This window comes from Cytobacillus luteolus, from assembly GCF_017873715.1.
GTDB classification, from domain to species: domain Bacteria; phylum Bacillota; class Bacilli; order Bacillales; family Bacillaceae_L; genus Bacillus_BV; species Bacillus_BV luteola.
Window position 1 is genome coordinate 25,622 of record NZ_JAGGKM010000008.1, and the last position, 16,904, is coordinate 42,525.

Here is a 16,904-nt window from a genome sequence, read left to right on the forward strand (position 1 = left end):
ATAATAAATGACATTACTTAGACTCTCGGCCATCGCCGGGGGTCTATTTTTCAAAGGAGGAAGACCGATGATATACGTCGGTGTTACCGGCTGGGGTGATCAAGATAGTCTCTATCAAGCTGGTACGAATTCAGGCAGTAAACTAAAACAATATGCGGGTCATTTTCCAATAGTTGAAGTGGATTCAAGCTTTTACGCCATACAACCTCAAAAAAATGTAGAACGTTGGGTGAAAGACACTCCTCCTTCTTTTCAATTTATTGTGAAAGCGTATCAAGGGATGACAGGCCATCAACGCGGAGAAATTCCATTTCAATCAAAGGAAGAGATGTTCATAGCCTTCAGAGAATCCCTTGAGCCTTATCAAACTGCTGATAAACTGGCAATGGTTCTTTTTCAATTTCCCCCTTGGTTTGAATGTACAAGGGAAAATGTCAACTACCTACGATGGTGTAAGGAAGAAATGAAGGGATTACCTTTGGCGTTAGAATTTAGACATCAATCATGGTTTTCGCCCCAGTTTCATGATAAAACAATAAGCTTTATGACAAGCCAAAACTGGATTCATAGTATTTGTGATGAGCCCCAGGCGGGAAGTGGCTCCATTCCTACAGTATTAAAGCCTACCAACAAAGAAGCAACTTTAGTCAGATTTCATGGGCGTAACCTTCATGGATGGCAAAAGCCAAGTGCTGGGAACTGGCGAGAGGTTCGTTACCTTTACAGATATAATGAAAAAGAATTGAGCGAATGGGCAGACCATATAAAAGCTCTACATACACAATCAAAGGATGTCTATGTGTTATTTAATAATAATTCTGGTGGAGATGCTGCTGATAATGCTAAGCAATTTATTCAGTTATTAGATTTAGACTATGAGGGCTTAGCTCCGCGTCAGTTAGACTTTTTTGACCATCTCTAACCCCTTAATGGAGTTGAAACATAGTGGAATGGGTTTTACTTTTAGTAGTTGGAATTGTCGCTGGTACGTTAGGAAGTTTAGTTGGTTTAGGTGGGGGGATTGTTGTTGTTCCTGCTTTGATTTATTTAGGCACCATCATACCTAGCTTTGGGAATATTTCACCTCAAGTAGCGGTAGGTACTTCCCTTATTGTTGTTATTTTCACAGGTCTTTCCTCAACATTAGCTTATATGAAATACAAAACAGTAGATTATAAAAGTGGCTTATTATTTTTTATCGGCAGTGGACCAGGGGGGATCGTTGGTGCATTTGTAAATAAAGCAATGGATGTACAAACCTTTTCTTTGTATTTTGGAATTTTTATGATTTTTATCTCAATCATTTTAATGGTTCGGAACAAAATAAAGCCAATGAAAACATCAGAAACCAGATACCACTATAAACGTTCTTTTACGAACGAGGAAGGAGTGGAATCTTACTACGGATTTAATCCACTTATTGCATTGCCAATTTCATTTCTGGTTGGTTTTATATCGGGATTGTTCGGAGTTGGTGGGGGTTCACTCATGGTGCCTGCAATGATTTTATTATTTATGTTCCCACCTCATATTGCTGTTGCAACTTCAATGTTTATGATCTTTCTATCAGCAATTACAAGTTCGATAGCTCATATCGGATTAGGCAATGTTAATTGGCTCTTAACACTAGTATTAGTGCCAGGAGCATGGGTGGGAGCCATATTAGGAGCAAAAATTAATACAAAACTAAAAGGAAACACGGTAATCAACTTGCTCCGCATTATTCTGATTATCCTTGGTATCCGTTTAATTTTTCAGGGACTTAATTAAAGGAGGAAAAAAGGCCATAAACTATATAAAATTATACACAAATTATATCTCTTTTCATAAATTGATTAGTGAAAGGGGTGTAATTAGTTTATGGTAACGATGACTCCAATAATAATCGATTCACACCAATTTACTGCTATCACGGTAAAACTGCCTAAGACGAATTTTATGGCGGTAACGAATGAAAAAGGGTATATCATGTGTGGAGCTCTAGATGTTGCCCTTTTAAATGAAAAACTAAAGGACCGCGGAATTATTGCGGGTAGGGCTGTAGGAGTTCGAACAATTGATCAACTACTTGATGCTCCGTTAGAATCAGTTACTATAGAAGCTGAAAATATTGGGATTACTGCAGGAATGAAGGGGAAAGATGCCCTTTTAAAAATGATATAAAACAAGTGTAGGAGGTCTTTAAAAAGGCCTCTTCTTATTTTGAAATGAATTGTGAAGTTTTTTAGGATTTACACAATATATGTTTTACAAATAATCAGTTTCAGTATACGATAGCGAAAGAGATATTATTGAAGGGGTACATTATGATATTAGTTTCTACAAAATCACTAGCACCTGGAAAAATCTTGGCTAAAGCAATCTATAATGAAAACGGACAAGTTTTAATTAGTGAAGATGTCCCTCTAACTGAGCGAATGATCGTAAGGCTATTAGAGCTAGGAATTACATTTGTTTACGTTAAAGATAATAGAACTGAGGATATTGAAACGGTTCAACCGATACCTAGGACACTGAGAAAAGAAGCAATTAAGACCATTGAAACTATATTTATTGACTTGCAAAAGGAAAAACATTCTTCTGGATCGTTGTTTTTAGAAAAGAATTCTAAACATCTTTTAAAGGTTATCCGTTCTGTTGTTCATGAAGTTAAAAATAATAAAGATTTAATTACACTCTTGTCAGAAGTATACACATATGACAATTATATTTTCACACATTCGTTAAATGTAACCCTATATACATTAGCTATTGGTACACAGCTTAAAATGTCTGAAAAGCAACTTGAGATTTTAGGTATTGGGGCAATTTTACATGATGTTGGTAAGATGACGGTTCCAATTGATATTTTGATGAAACCAGGTAGACTCACCTTGGAAGAGTTTGAAACGATTAAGCTCCATACTGAACACGGCTTTGAAATTCTTAGAAGAATGCCTACGGTCCCACTTGTTGCGGCGCATTGTGCCTTCCAGCACCATGAGAGGATAGACGGCTCCGGATATCCAAGAGGGATAAAAGGGCCAGAAATACATGAGTTTGCTAAGGTAATGGCAGTTGCAGATGTGTTTGATGCTGTCACTTCAAATCGTGTCTATAGAAGCGCTATGCTTCCACATGAAGGACTAGAAATTCTATACTCAGGTGTTGGAAACCTATTTGACACCAAAATTGTTGAAGCTTTTAGAAAGGCTGTTGTTATATATCCAGTAGGCCTGACAGTCTATTTAAACGATGGTAGAAAAGGGATTGTTTCAAAACAAAATCAAGGCTTAAGTGAAAGACCGGTCATTAGAATATTAGAGGAAAGTGGAAGGGACTTAGAAAACCCTTATGAAGTAGATCTTAAGCAGAAGCTTGATTTAGTTATAACAAAATGTGATACAACACTTGTTGGAGAAAATCTGAGTACGAATCAATAACATGAAGACAACCTATCGTTATGTAGGTTGTTTTATTTTTGAAAAAATTGGCCTAGACCCCTTTCCAAATGCATAAACATAGCTTGTAAAGGGGGGAAAAGTGATGGCAAAATATCGAGGACGCCTTCCCCGAGGAGGACCATTGCCTTTTCGTTATGTATTCTTACTTACATTTGTCTTTTTCATCTTCTCTACTGCTGCTGGATTAATCATGGTTAATAAGGGGATTGAGCCTGTACTAATGGCGTATGCGGAAAACGAAACGAAAAGGATCGCTACATTAGTTATAAAAAATGCAGTTAATAAACAGATTACCGAAGAGGAATTAAGTGCAGAAGAAATTATTAATATTCAACAAGATTCTAATGGAGACATAACCGGTGTTTACTATAATACGAATGCAATTAACCGAGTGGCAACTTTGACAACAGATAAGGTTGAGCAGTACCTTCGCTATGTGGATGAAGGGAATGTAAATGCACTTGAAATACCGGAAGTAGTAATTGAAACCGATGATGATACAAAAAACTCAGGATTTTATTTTGAGGTTCCACTAGGAGCAGCGACGAATAATGCACTATTAGGTAACTTAGGTCCTAAGGTTCCTGTTCGATTTCATTTAATCGGAGATGTAATGCCAGATATTATCACTGAAATTGAGGAGTCGGGAATTAATAATACGATTATAAAGATTGAGGTTAAGCTTAATGTAACAGTGAGGGTAATTCTCCCCTTTGCAACGGATGAAATACATGCTACAGGAACAGTACCAGTAGTTGCTCAATTAGTTAATGGTAAGGTTCCAGATTACTATAATAATGGTGGAGACAGTGCGCCACCCGCTATTCAATTACCACGTAATGGAAACTAGAAAATGATTGATTTTTTGTAGATTAATTACTATAATAATATAGTATTTTTAATAACTTAATAACACCTTATCTGATCGATGAGGTAGAGGTGCAAAAAGAAAGAGTAGTTCATGTGAGGATGACAACGTTGAGCATGAATGAAAGGGCTTTTTGCCGAAGCAAAGATGAGCGTCAAATCATCTTTGTTGGTGTTACCTTTAACAAGGGTATCACTGTCATTATGAGATCCATTCATAATGAGGGGCTACTGATCGTGATGGAGGATAACATATCTACTAAGAGTAGTGATAGTTATTTTCTATCATTACTCTTTTTTTTGTGCCTTTTTTTACATCATGGTAGGAATGCCCCAGAAACACCTTGTGTTAATTTTTTTACAATAATAGGAGGTTATCATGACTGGAACAATTTATTCTTTAATCCCTCCTTTGGTTGCAATCTTAATGGTTATTTTAACTAGAAAAGTTTTGCTTTCATTAGGAGTAGGGATCGTATCAGCAGCACTAGTTTTACAATGGAACGCTGTAAAAGAAGGTGGGATACTGTTTTTCTTATCAGAGGCATTCAACTCCATTTGGAGTAGTTTTAAAGCCATCTTTGTATCGGAGGGTTCTCTAAACACTTGGAATATGTATATTGTCTTCTTTTTATTACTCTTAGGAGTAATTACTGCTTTCATATCAGTAACAGGAGGTAGTCGTGCATTTGGAGAGTGGGCAGGGAGACGAATAAAGTCTAGAGTCGGTGCTCAATTACTTGCTGCAATTCTTGGAATTATAATCTTTATCGATGATTATTTTAATGCTTTAGCTGTTGGTCAGGTAAGTAAACCATTAACTGATCGTTATAGAGTCTCACGCGCAAAACTTGCGTACATTATTGACTCAACTTCTGCGCCAATCTGTGTAGTTTCTCCAATTTCTAGCTGGGGTGCATATATCATTGCCATTATAGGGACAATTCTGGCAACTCATGGAATTAGTGAATATACTGCATTGTCTGCCTTCATTCAGATGATTCCAATGAATTTATATGTTATTACAGCTATTTTGATGGTTTTTGTAACGACCATTTTTAACATTAATCTTGGTAGTATGAAGGGTCATGAGGAAAGGGCTGTTAAATTAGGAGAAATGATTGATCCAGCCAAACCTGTTATCGGAGACTTAAAACAGGATTTACCTCAAAGTGACAGAGGAACGATTGGTGATTTAATATGGCCAATTATCGCTTTAGTAATTGGGACTGTCGGTTCAATGATTTGGACAGGCTTTACCGCTACGGAAGAGAATAGAACGCTACTAGCTATCTTTGAAAATACCGATGTTGCAGCTTCTCTTTTATATGGTGGTCTTTTAGGTTTACTTGTTGTGTTTATCTTATTCTTTAATCAAGTTATGACGAAAAAGTCAATTTCGGCAGGTTTATTCTTCAAGGGAATTATTGAAGGAATAAAATCTATGCTTCCTGCAATCTACATCCTGTTATTAGCATGGATGGTTGTTGATTTAATTGGTCAGTTAGAAACTGGAGCATACCTTGCTTCATTAGTTGAAAAGGCCAATCTTAATATTGCTTATCTACCTGTAATTTTATTTATTGTTGCGGGTTTAATGGCCTTTTCAACAGGTACTTCATGGGGAACATTTGGAATTATGTTACCAATTGCAGGAGAAATTATGGCTTCAACTGATGTTTCAATGTTATTACCTGCACTAGCAGCAGTACTAGCTGGTTCAGTATTTGGGGATCATTGTTCACCAATTTCAGATACGACAATTCTTTCATCCACAGGTGCAGGAAGTCACCATATTGATCATGTATTAACTCAACTTCCGTATGCACTTACTTCTGCAATCATTGCAACAGTTGGTTTTATTGTAATGGGTATGACGGGCAGTACAATTTTAGGAATTATGGTAGTGCTATTATCATTGCTAGTTTTTACATTTGTTTTTAGACAACAAAAGACAACGGTATTAGTATAAACCTTTAAAGAATGAATAGTATTTTCCTATAAAGTTACTAGTGAAAATCTGTAAATAAAAGGAAAGAGCATAGCTCTTTCCTTTTTATATTAGCTGGAAAATATTTTTTGAATAATGTTTTGACAATTTAGACAAGTCTAGCTATACTAACTTTAGATTAAAAAATCAGAAAATATAAAAAGTTCCGATTCTTAATGTAGGACATAGTTCATACATATAGAAGGAACAAGCTAAGGGGAGGTATTTATATGGATAATCGTCCACAATGGGGAACACGATTAGGTTTTATTTTAGCCGCAGTTGGTTCAGCAGTAGGACTAGGGAACATTTGGCGTTTCCCTGCAGTCGCATATGATAATGGAGGGGGAGCATTCTTCATTCCTTATCTATTCGCTTTATTAACAGCTGGTATACCAATCTTAATATTGGAGTTTACAATGGGTCATAAGTACAAAGGATCTGCTCCTTTGACTTATGCACGAATGAATAAGAAAGCAGAATGGATTGGTTGGTGGCAAGTAGCTGTATCATTCGTCATTTCAACTTATTATGCAGTGATTATCGCATGGGCAATGTCATACTCTGTATTCGCGTTAAACCTAAAGTGGGGGGACGATCCAAATGGATTCCTATTTGGTGAATACTTAAAGCTTGCTGAAGCTCCAGGTCAGGTTGGTGGAATTGTTCCAGGTGTATTTATTCCATTAATATTAGTATGGCTTATTACTCTAGGGGTTTTATTTAAAGGGGTTAAGAAGGGGATTGAGGTTGCAAATAAAATCTTTATTCCAACTTTGTTGGTATTATTCTTCATCATAGTCGTTCGTGCTCTAACTCTAGACGGGGCAATGGATGGATTAAATGCATTCTTCAAGCCTAATTGGGATTCAATTCTAGATGGTAAGGTTTGGGTTGCTGCTTATGGACAAATTTTCTTCAGTTTATCAATTGCATTTGCTATTATGATTACTTATTCAAGTTATTTACCAAAGAAAACAGATATTACAAACAATGCATTTATTACTGGATTTGGAAACTCAGCATTTGAGCTTTTAGCTGGTATTGGAGTATTCAGTATTTTAGGATTTATGGCTGCACAACAAAATGTAGCTGTATCAGAAGTTGTTACAGCTGGTGTCGGTCTTGCGTTTGTCGTGTTTCCGCAGATTATCAATGAATTTCCAGCGTTTAATCAATTCTTTGGTTTCTTATTCTTTGGAAGCTTAGTATTGGCTGGTTTATCATCATTAATTTCGATTGTTGAAACGTTTGTTGCTGGTGTTCAAGATAAATTCAAAGTTTCTAGAACAAAATCAGTACTAATTGGTGGAGGATTATCTGCCTTAATTTCAATTCTCTTTGCAACTAAGGGTGGATTATACTTCCTAGATGCTGCAGATTACTTTATTAATAACTTTGGTGTTGCTCTTGCAGGATTAGTTCAAGTAATTGTTGTAACTTGGTTCCTGAAAGAAGTTGATTCATTAAAAGAGCATGCAAACTCAATGTCTGACATCATGTTAGGTGCTTGGTGGAAAATCTGCTTAGGCTTTGTAACACCAATCGTTCTTGGATATATGATGTTTGATAACATTAGAACGAATATCGCAGAAAACTATGAAGGTTATCCAACTTCATTCTTACTTTACACAGGTTGGTCAGTAGCAATTGGAGCAATTCTTGTTGGAGTTATTTTCTCATTAGTAAAATGGGAAAAAGGAAAATTAGCTGTACCTACTGATAAGGAGGTATCACAATAATGGAATTAAGTGCTGTTGTAATGATGCTAGTAGGAATGGTTATTATTTGGGGCGGTTTGGCTGCTAGTATTATCAATGCAGTTAAAAAAGCAAAACAAAATTAATTTGACAAGATATTGGTGGTCAGTTTTTTAACTGACCACCATTTCTTTATTTTTTCTTCCTTCGTTCTGCTCTTTCCCATTTCTTTAAGTGAGGAAAAGGGTCAAACGACCATTCCGTGTATCCATTATCTTTATACATTCCATAGTGAAGATGAGGAGGGAACTTTCCGGATGTACCAGGAGGTCCATAACCAGAGCTGCCGACTGAACCAATAATCATACCGGGTTCTACAATTTGCCCTTCCTTTAAATCCTTTGCAAACCCATTTAAATGGGCAAAGTAGTGGTAGGTATTATTAATGTCACGGATACCAACACGCCAACCACCATATTTATTCCAACCTTTAATCTCTACAATTCCATAACCAGTCGATCGTACGGGAGTACCATATCCTGCAAATATATCTGTTCCTTCATGAATCCGTCGGCCGCCCCAACCTCTCGCGTCTCCCCACGTATTCTTATAACTGTAATTGAATCGAAGAGGAACTGGAAAGGCATTTTTGTCCAGGTCAAGAGTATTGTACGCTTTATAAATTTTTACTTTTCCTAGAATGATTTCAACCGTTTTGTCTCGTTGGTAATAATCCCATAAAGCAATTTTTAAATTTTCATGATCATATCCATACCTGGATAGGTAGTTAGCCATTGTATACAATACATCTTCGTCATTGTTTCGATCAGCAATTCCATCCCCATTTCCATCAAGCCCAAGTCCCCCAAAAATACTAATACTCAAAGGGTTTGTATCCTCAGTATCTGGGTTTAACGTACCTGACCAAATTTCGGGTTTAAAATAAATAGCGATAAGCCCTTCAGCTTTTGGTAAGTCCTTTCGAGAGCGGCGTAAGCTTCTTTCATATTGGTCAACCGCTGCAAAATAGTACCATGGAATATGGGTAACCGTCTCTGCGTTTTTATATAATAGCATTCGCTCTTCATAGATCTGTTGCTGGTCCATTTCAGAATTTGCAAATGCAGTTGATATCAATAATGGAAGTATAAGTGATATGATTAAAAAAGAGAGAATGAACTTTCTCATAAGTAGCTCCTTTCGATGTTTTCATAGTATTAGTTTGTTGAATAGAGCCATTTTAATAAATACTAAATGATGGAAATTGCCAAAAATCAATTTCTTGAGGTTCTAGATTTGGTATGATAAAGTGACTAAAGACACGGAACAATGTTGGATTCATCTGATATTATCGATATAATGAATTAAGAAATAATATTTGGAGTTGATTATTTTGGCAAAAAAAGAACAACATTTACGGAAACCGGAATGGCTTAAAATAAAATTAAACACCAATGAAAACTATACTGGCTTAAAAAAAATGATGAGAGAGAAGCAGCTACATACTGTATGTGAAGAAGCTAAATGCCCTAACATACATGAATGTTGGGCTGTGAGAAAAACCGCTACGTTCATGATACTAGGTGATGTGTGTACAAGAGCATGTCGTTTCTGTGCGGTAAAAACAGGATTACCAAATGAGCTAGATTGGCAAGAACCAGAACGTGTAGCAGATTCAGTTGTACTTATGGGTTTAAAGCACGTTGTAGTTACAGCAGTTGCCCGTGACGATTTAAAGGATGGTGGAGCTGCTGTTTTTGCAGAAACGGTACGAGCTATCAGAAGAAAAAGTCCACTAACCTCTATTGAAGTTTTACCTTCAGATATGGGTGGGGTCCTTGATAATTTAAAAACATTGATGGATGCTAAACCAGATATTATGAATCATAATATTGAAACAGTCCGAAGCCTGTCTGACAGAGTAAGAGCAAGAGCAAAATATGATCGCTCTTTAGAGTTTTTAAAACGTGCTAAGGAATTGAACGATACAATCCCGACTAAATCAAGCATCATGATTGGTTTAGGAGAAACAAAAGAAGAAATCATCGAAACAATGGATGACTTACGTGCAAATGATGTAGATATTCTTACATTAGGTCAATATCTTCAACCTTCGACAAAACATCTTAAAGTACAAAAATATTACCACCCCGATGAATTTGCAGAATTAAAAGAAATCGCATTATCAAAAGGATTTAGTCATTGTGAAGCTGGACCATTAGTACGCTCTTCATACCACGCAGATGAGCAAGTAAATTCAGCTCAGCAAAATAAAAAAGCTAAGCTTGAAGCACTAGAAGTAGAAGCAAAAGAAGCATAAAAAGGGGCGAAAAGCCCCTTTTTTGTGTCTGAATTGTGCACAGCTCGCTATCCATGTGCTGATTCTATTTTTTATCCACGATTATCATTGGTTCTATATAAATTTTCATTTTCTTCGGGTTTGTAGATGTCATAATCCCCTAATCCACCTAATCCGTGCGGTGTTGTATGACCATCATCTATCATTTTGTTGTTACCGTTTTGTTGCATGATATTGTGTTTATCAGCATCTTCTTCCCCTGCACGCTTCTCATATTCATCATTCATGCCGCCAGTGATTTCTCCATTCTCATTTTCCCCTGTACTTATTTTTCTACCTTGTGGAGACTCGAGCATTCTTGAGATTGTTGATTCAAGAATTTGGTCCACATCACGAGCATTTGTATCGAGTAATCCAAATCGTTCTATGTCTCTTATTAATACGGGATTATCTGAAACGTAAACGTGATACCATCTAGGAACAACAGATAAAGCAGATTTTTTTACTTGGTCTGCTGTTTCAAAGCGATTTTCTGAATCAGTCTCATATACAACAAGTACTTCTTCATCTGTAACTAAAGTGGCTGCTTCATTTACATTTGGTAACGTTGTACTAATTTTACTTATTAAATCTGCTACCACTTCTCTGTTTAACGTTGGCAAGTTGTTATATGTTCTTGTCTCTCCAGGAACAGGGCTCTTTTGGTGACGGACATAACCAAAATTTGATTGCTCATCACCGCTATTTAAAATACCATCATCATTGTATATTTCATTTCTATCCTGTTGATTTATTGTATATCCACTTTCCTCATATACTTCTGCTTCATTCGGATTCATACAACCAGTCAATGCTGCCATACAACATAAACCAGTTATGAAAAATGTCTTCTTCAATTTGAGCACCCCCTCAATCTTATAATGACCGATTTTTGATTTTTTTCTCTTAGCAATTGATGGTGAATAGGATATAATTTATGGTAAAGTAATGGTAAGCTTGTATTGGATAGGATTAGAGCTCTTAAAGAGGTGAGAATCATTTGATTTGTATAAATAATATTTGTTATGAATTACTTGAAGATACTAAAAATGGATTTAATGAAGAAGCTTTTAAAGCGAGGTACAGTGAAATTCTTAATAAGTATGATTACATAGTAGGTGACTGGGGTTATAGTCAATTGAGGCTTCGTGGATTTTATGAAGATCAAAATCAAAAGGCTAGCTATGATACCAAAATCAGTACGCTGTCGGAATATTTATATGAATACTGTAATTTTGGTTGTGCTTACTTTGTTTTACGAAGAGTTAAAAAGTAAAAAACTGATGCGAGAAGATGAATGTCTTCTGGTGCATCAGTTTTTTACTTTTTATGTTACTTACTGTTTGTCCACATATGGTTGCTCTAGGCTAACATCTGGGTCATCGTGTGTAGGGTGAGCACCTGGAAATTGACGTGGCAAGTTCTCGTGAAATGCTTTAGCCTCATAGTTAAATGCGCTATAATACCGTTGTCCTTCTTCCCAAGGTTCACTTTTATTAAAGACAGGTTCATGAAGCCCTCTTGGTGAGCCATACGGTCCTTCTGGTAAATCTTCAACGGTTAAAAAATTGTGCATCGTTTCAACATTTGAAAAGTCAGTATAAGCTTCTTCCTCTTTGTCCTTCCTAGCCATCAATGCCCCTCCTTCTTCACCTAGTATTAATTAGGTTATCCGAAAAGAAGGACATCTTTAGTGGTATTTTTAGTTAGACATTAAACTACTTCATATAAAAAGGATTTTAACTCTTCAGCTTCCTCTTCTGACAAATTATAGGCATGCTCAATATAACCAGGCTCATCAAGGTCATCGGTTCCAATAATGGCAAACCTATTGCTTTGAATATCAAGAACAAGTGACTTACCATAGTATCGATCAGACTTTATAATTGCTAAGTCAAAGCGTTGTGTATCTCCCATAAAGCTAATAAATCTTGTTTTTGTCTCAACTGTATCATCATATAGAAAGAATCTTTCACCCATGTTTTTAAACCCCTTTATGTGCAATCAATTTTATTCTCACCTTTTATCATAACAAAGTGGCTCCTAAAGTTAAATTGTAAACAGTGATACAACTATATTTTGAAAAATATAACAATTATAGAAATTTTTTTTGGAGAAAAAAATCGAAATTACTCATTTTATGATAAAATAAGAGAAGAAGCGGCTTTGTCAGAAGGGGTGGATAGATATTCCATGTTTACATCAACATATACTGTTCGTTCTCACATCAAAAAGTGGAGTAAAATCGTACTTCCACATCGTTACTTAAGATATTATCCACCCGTTTTTACTCTTAGAAACCCTTTAGTTTCTGGGATAAAACGTGCGTTTAAGCAGGATGACCAAGTGGTAGTTATTGCCTTCAATTTAGCTAATTTACATGAATTGGCTGATTTATTAGGATACAAGCAAATAAATAAATGTAAGAATTCGATAAAAGTAATATTTAAAAAAGTTGTACAGGAGTTAGTACATCGAGATGATGTTATTGCTTTAAGCAATTTTAATAATGAAGATATAGGTCTTCTTCTAAAAGTAGATCCGAAAAAAACAAGTGTATCGGATATAGAAACCCTTGTCCATAAATTGAAAAAGACTGTTAATCGTCGTTTAGGGGAACAATATCCCCAATTAAAAATTATCTACCATACTGGCTACATGTTTATTGAAAAGAAGTATGAAGTAGAAGCATCTTTCCAAAAAGCATGGCAACTAGCCATTGCAATGGCTGAAAAAAGAGTAACTTCAGAATACAACGAAATGCTTTTTGACATTAATAAAATAATAGAAGAAAAAGGGTTATCATTATTAGCGCAACCTATTATTGATGTGTCAACAAATGAAATTCAAGCTTGGGAAATGCTTACACGTGGACCCAAAGGGACTTCCCTAGAAAACCCATTATCGTTATTTTCCGTGGCTAGACAAACTGGAAAGCTTTTTGAACTTGAAATGATTGTGCTTGAAAAAGCATTCAAACAAGTGGTAGATACAGGGTGTAGACAAAATATCTTTATTAATTTTACTCCTGTTACTTTAGGCAACCCGAGACTCATTCGTGAAGTGAATAAATTCTTAATAAAATACAGTGAAATTAATCCAAAGAGAATTATTCTTGAAATAACCGAGAGAGATTCAATTGAAGGTGAGACCTTTTTTACTGGAAATATTAAAAAACTTCGTGCCTTAGGATTTAGATTGGCAATTGATGATACTGGTGCTGGGTATGCAAGCTTGCACACCATTAGTGAAATTATGCCAGAGATTATTAAAATTGATCGTTCTGTTATTCAAAATATCGATACGAACAAAGTGAAAGAATCGATGCTTAAGGGACTGTTACTCATTGCAAAAGAAACCGGAGCCTTAGTGGTAGCTGAAGGTATTGAAAATGAGAGTGAAGCTGCAGTACTAACAAGAAACAAAGTTGATCTTGCACAAGGCTATTTTTATGCTCGGCCAGGAAATTTACTAGAGAAAATATCCTAGGCATTGAGTGACAGAGAAAGTGGAGGGTTTTTAAAGATATGTATTTTGTAGATAGGGAAAAAATTGAACAAACTTTACTATGTCTTGAAAGTCATTTAGACCTCTATCATCAACAGCCTGAATGGGTTAGTTCGATTGAAAGAAAAGCTCTTGAACGAATAACACATATTGTTATTGAAGCAATATTGGACGTAGGAAATTCAATGATTGACGGGTTTATCATGCGTGATCCAGGCAGTTATGAGGATATCATCGATATATTAGAGGATGAGAAGGTTGTTAATACTACACATGCTTCTCAATTAAAACAAGTCATTAAAATGAGAAAAAACATTGTTCAAGAGTATTTAGAAATCGATCATAGTGAGGTTTCACAGATTATTAAGGACAATGAGTCTGCTTTAAGCTCTTTTTCGGCTAATATTAGATCCTATTTAGAAAATGAGCTCGGTCCAGTTTCTGCCTTTAAAAACTAACCATAAGACATTAAATAACAACATCGGATTACAATAAGGTTATCATTTTGGAGGTAAGATACATGGTAAAACAATATAAAGGCTATTTAATTGATTTAGACGGCACAATGTACCGTGGTAAAGAACGAATTGAAGCAGCTAGTGACTTTGTTAAAGCACTAAAAGAAAAAGGAGTTCCATACCTTTTTGTTACGAATAATTCGTCAAAAATGCCATCTCAAGTTGCGACTATTCTTGAAGGCTTTGATATTCCAGTTACAGAGGAGCAAGTGTTCACGACAAGCCTTGCAACGGCAAACTATATTTATGAGCAAGATCAAAATGCCTCTGCATATGTAATTGGAGGAGACGGTATACGTCATGCACTAAAAGAAAAAGGGATTACCACTCAGGAGACCAATCCAGATTATGTAATAGTTGGACTAGACCAATCAATTACATATGAGAAGTTAGCAACAGCTTGTTTGGCGGTAAGGGCTGGTGCAACGTTTATATCAACAAATGGTGATATAGCTATTCCTACTGAACGGGGCTTGTTACCAGGAAACGGTTCATTAACGTCAGTCATTACAGTATCTACTGAAACGAACCCTATCTTTATAGGTAAACCAGAAAAAATTATTATGGAACAAGCATTAAAGGTCCTTGGCACAACTAAAGAAGAGACATTGATGGTTGGCGATAACTATGCAACGGATATCTTAGCCGGAATAAATACTGGCCTAGATACTCTACTTGTTCATACAGGTGTAACAACAAAAGCACACCTACAAGGTTATGACAAGCAACCTACATATGTTATCGACTCACTAGAGGAATGGATAAATAAAATATAGATGGAACAGAGGGTGAGTCAATTATGACTCACCCTCTATTACTACTTTACTCTTCATTCGCAGCTCTATGTGCAAGACGGCTGGATGCTGCTGCTGCAATTGCACCCACAATATCATCAAGGAAAGTATGACAATCTCCTGTATCTTTATTGTTTAACTTCTCTAATATTCCAGGTTTCTGTTTATCTATAAATCCATAGTTTGTAAAACCAATTGAACCATATACATTGACGATTGAAAAGGCTAAAATCTCATCTACTCCATAAAGGCCTTCATCTGATTTTAGAGTAGATAATAGCGGCTCTTCAATTAGTCCTTTTTCTGTTAATACATCAAGCTGAATACCCGTCAGTATTGCGTTTTGGACCTCTCGCTTAGACAAAACCCGATCGACATTCTCTAAGCAATCTTCCATTCGTAAACTAGGATGGTACTTTTCTTGAAGAAAAAAGACTAGATCTGCGATATCTTGAATGGTTACTCCTCTTTCTTCTAACCATTCTCTTGCTTTACGCTCTATTTCACTCATATTTCTTTTCGTCAAAAGCAATCACCCATTTCGTAGTATTTTTACCATTACTCTTTTTAAGACTTAAATCATCCTTATTCAATTTTTATCAAGTTTAGCACAAGTTACCAAACATTGTCACATATAGATGGTTGTAGGTATTTAATATTCAATGTGGAAAGGTGGATCTCTATGGACAAACACCTGCAGGAACATTATAGGCTAAAGATTGATGAGAAAATGTCTATAGGAAGCTATGAGGCATTTCGCTTTCGAAATGTAGTATATACTATTGTACCGATTACTAATATGGAACATGAAGAAATTGTTGAGTTAAAACAGATGAGTGATTATTTAATTAGTACAGGAGAAAGAAATATAGCTTCTATAGTTCCGACAGCTTCCAACAGCTTACTTACTTCTATTGATGATCAGGGAAATATTCTTCTTCTACAAATGCCTACACAACAGCAAGGTATGAGAGGGAACTACTCTCTCGGGAGTCAGCTCGCCGGATTCCATGAAAAGGGGAGGAGATTTCCATATCAGGTTAATCGAAGCAATAGAATAGGGCAATGGAAAAAGTTATGGGAGCAACGCCTTGATCAAATGGAAATCTTCTGTGATGAAAAAGTAAGACAACACCCTTCATCTTATTTTGAGAAGCTTCTGGTGGAATCATTCCCATATTATATAGGGTTGACAGAAAATGCTATTCAATATCTGGTGGATACTGAACTGGATGATCAGCCTATTCACACTGACTCTGCAACGATTTGTCATCATCGATTTACTAGAAATACATGGTTAAATGAAAGAACAGTATTTCCGATTGATTGGGTGTACGACCATGCAAGCCGTGATTTAGCAGAATGGATAAGGGGCGAGTTTACTAATCAATATAAAATCGATTACAATGAAGTGTTTAAATTTACGCGAGATTATGAGCGGGTCACTAGATTATCAACATTCTCATGGAGATTATTATATTCAAGATTATTGTTTCCGGTTCACTACTTTGAATCAATCGAAGGCTATTATTTATCAAGTTCAGAAGCTGAAAAAAAGCAATATGAGATCAGGCTAAGTGAACATTTGAAGCGTTCTACTGACTATGAGTTGTTCCTAAAAGAAATAAATCATCTAATACGTCAAAGTAGAAATAATACTTCAAAAGTACCACAAGTAGGTTGGTTATAAAGCTGCTACAGTTATGAAACTGTAGTTTTTTTTATTGAGATTTAACAAGGACTTAAG

The 16,904-nt window shown here is 35.9% G+C and carries 19 protein-coding genes and 1 riboswitch; of the genes, 14 read left to right on the forward strand and 5 right to left on the reverse strand.

Going from position 1 to position 16,904, the window contains the following annotated elements; genetic code table 11:
* The first annotated feature begins 67 nt into the window (after positions 1-67).
* The 8 genes from J2Z26_RS19285 to J2Z26_RS19320 all read left to right on the forward strand — a co-directional run bounded on the left by J2Z26_RS19285 (position 68) and on the right by J2Z26_RS19320 (position 8,146).
* Positions 68-922, forward strand: coding sequence for a DUF72 domain-containing protein (locus tag J2Z26_RS19285; RefSeq protein WP_193534877.1), 855 nt, complete (start codon positions 68-70; stop codon positions 920-922).
* Positions 923-945: 23 nt separating this feature from the next.
* A complete protein-coding gene (locus J2Z26_RS19290; protein ID WP_193534878.1) occupies positions 946-1,770 on the forward strand; it encodes a sulfite exporter TauE/SafE family protein in 825 nt (274 codons plus the stop codon).
* 90 nt (positions 1,771-1,860) lie between these two features.
* On the forward strand, positions 1,861-2,163 hold the full coding sequence (locus tag J2Z26_RS19295) for a YunC family protein (protein ID WP_193534879.1): 303 nt from the start codon (positions 1,861-1,863) through the stop codon (positions 2,161-2,163).
* Between the two features lie 143 nt (positions 2,164-2,306).
* Positions 2,307-3,422 carry an HD-GYP domain-containing protein gene (locus J2Z26_RS19300; protein ID WP_193534880.1) on the forward strand — a complete coding sequence of 372 codons (1,116 nt, stop codon included), beginning with the start codon at positions 2,307-2,309 and terminating at the stop codon, positions 3,420-3,422.
* 103 nt (positions 3,423-3,525) lie between these two features.
* Positions 3,526-4,293 (forward strand): sporulation protein YunB, encoded by a 768-nt coding sequence (yunB, locus tag J2Z26_RS19305; RefSeq protein ID WP_227413625.1) that lies wholly within the window; start codon positions 3,526-3,528, stop codon positions 4,291-4,293.
* Positions 4,294-4,369: 76 nt separating this feature from the next.
* Positions 4,370-4,549: riboswitch (Lysine riboswitch) on the forward strand.
* A 140-nt stretch (positions 4,550-4,689) separates the two neighbouring features.
* Positions 4,690-6,282, forward strand: a complete 1,593-nt coding sequence (locus J2Z26_RS19310; RefSeq protein ID WP_193534882.1) for a Na+/H+ antiporter NhaC family protein — start codon at positions 4,690-4,692, stop codon at positions 6,280-6,282.
* Positions 6,283-6,530: 248 nt separating this feature from the next.
* Positions 6,531-8,042 carry a sodium-dependent transporter gene (locus J2Z26_RS19315; protein ID WP_193534883.1) on the forward strand — a complete coding sequence of 504 codons (1,512 nt, stop codon included), beginning with the start codon at positions 6,531-6,533 and terminating at the stop codon, positions 8,040-8,042.
* On the forward strand, positions 8,042-8,146 hold the full coding sequence (locus J2Z26_RS19320; protein ID WP_193534884.1) for a methionine/alanine import family NSS transporter small subunit: 105 nt from the start codon (positions 8,042-8,044) through the stop codon (positions 8,144-8,146). Before J2Z26_RS19315 ends, J2Z26_RS19320 begins: the two co-directional genes overlap by 1 nt.
* Before the next feature lie 46 nt (positions 8,147-8,192).
* Here J2Z26_RS19320 and J2Z26_RS19325 read toward each other — a convergent pair whose 3' ends face one another.
* Complete coding sequence (locus J2Z26_RS19325; RefSeq protein WP_193534885.1) at positions 8,193-9,188, reverse strand: M23 family metallopeptidase; 996 nt, start codon at positions 9,186-9,188, stop codon at positions 8,193-8,195.
* Positions 9,189-9,393: 205 nt separating this feature from the next.
* Here J2Z26_RS19325 and lipA point away from each other — a divergent pair, with 205 nt between their 5' ends.
* Positions 9,394-10,320, forward strand: coding sequence for a lipoyl synthase (lipA, locus tag J2Z26_RS19330; RefSeq protein ID WP_193534886.1), 927 nt, complete (start codon positions 9,394-9,396; stop codon positions 10,318-10,320).
* A gap of 71 nt (positions 10,321-10,391) precedes the next feature.
* On the opposite strand, the gene J2Z26_RS19335 is transcribed toward lipA, so the two are convergent.
* Positions 10,392-11,195, reverse strand: a complete 804-nt coding sequence (locus J2Z26_RS19335; protein ID WP_319638025.1) for a YhcN/YlaJ family sporulation lipoprotein — start codon at positions 11,193-11,195, stop codon at positions 10,392-10,394.
* Positions 11,196-11,338: 143 nt separating this feature from the next.
* On the opposite strand from J2Z26_RS19335, the gene J2Z26_RS19340 reads away from it, so the two are divergent.
* Positions 11,339-11,614: a YutD family protein gene (locus tag J2Z26_RS19340; protein ID WP_193534887.1), complete on the forward strand. Its 276-nt coding sequence runs from the start codon at positions 11,339-11,341 to the stop codon at positions 11,612-11,614.
* A gap of 60 nt (positions 11,615-11,674) precedes the next feature.
* Here J2Z26_RS19340 and J2Z26_RS19345 read toward each other — a convergent pair whose 3' ends face one another.
* Together J2Z26_RS19345 and J2Z26_RS19350 are read right to left on the reverse strand one after the other, a co-directional pair.
* Complete coding sequence (locus tag J2Z26_RS19345; RefSeq protein ID WP_193534888.1) at positions 11,675-11,971, reverse strand: cytosolic protein; 297 nt, start codon at positions 11,969-11,971, stop codon at positions 11,675-11,677.
* An 80-nt stretch (positions 11,972-12,051) separates the two neighbouring features.
* Positions 12,052-12,318, reverse strand: coding sequence for a DUF3055 domain-containing protein (locus tag J2Z26_RS19350; protein WP_193470280.1), 267 nt, complete (start codon positions 12,316-12,318; stop codon positions 12,052-12,054).
* 213 nt (positions 12,319-12,531) lie between these two features.
* Here J2Z26_RS19350 and J2Z26_RS19355 point away from each other — a divergent pair, with 213 nt between their 5' ends.
* From J2Z26_RS19355 to J2Z26_RS19365, 3 genes are all read left to right on the forward strand, one after another.
* Positions 12,532-13,827 carry an EAL domain-containing protein gene (locus tag J2Z26_RS19355; RefSeq protein WP_193534890.1) on the forward strand — a complete coding sequence of 432 codons (1,296 nt, stop codon included), beginning with the start codon at positions 12,532-12,534 and terminating at the stop codon, positions 13,825-13,827.
* A gap of 38 nt (positions 13,828-13,865) precedes the next feature.
* A complete protein-coding gene (locus J2Z26_RS19360; protein ID WP_193534891.1) occupies positions 13,866-14,303 on the forward strand; it encodes a DUF86 domain-containing protein in 438 nt (145 codons plus the stop codon).
* Between the two features lie 62 nt (positions 14,304-14,365).
* Positions 14,366-15,139 (forward strand): TIGR01457 family HAD-type hydrolase, encoded by a 774-nt coding sequence (locus J2Z26_RS19365; RefSeq protein ID WP_193534892.1) that lies wholly within the window; start codon positions 14,366-14,368, stop codon positions 15,137-15,139.
* A gap of 46 nt (positions 15,140-15,185) precedes the next feature.
* Here the strand turns inward: J2Z26_RS19365 and J2Z26_RS19370 are convergent, their stop codons facing one another.
* Entirely contained in the window at positions 15,186-15,668 is a 483-nt protein-coding gene (locus J2Z26_RS19370; RefSeq protein WP_193534970.1) for a phosphatidylglycerophosphatase A family protein, read from the reverse strand.
* A 171-nt stretch (positions 15,669-15,839) separates the two neighbouring features.
* On the opposite strand from J2Z26_RS19370, the gene yutH reads away from it, so the two are divergent.
* Positions 15,840-16,847 (forward strand): spore coat putative kinase YutH, encoded by a 1,008-nt coding sequence (yutH, locus tag J2Z26_RS19375; RefSeq protein ID WP_193534893.1) that lies wholly within the window; start codon positions 15,840-15,842, stop codon positions 16,845-16,847.
* Positions 16,848-16,904: the final 57 nt, after the last annotated feature.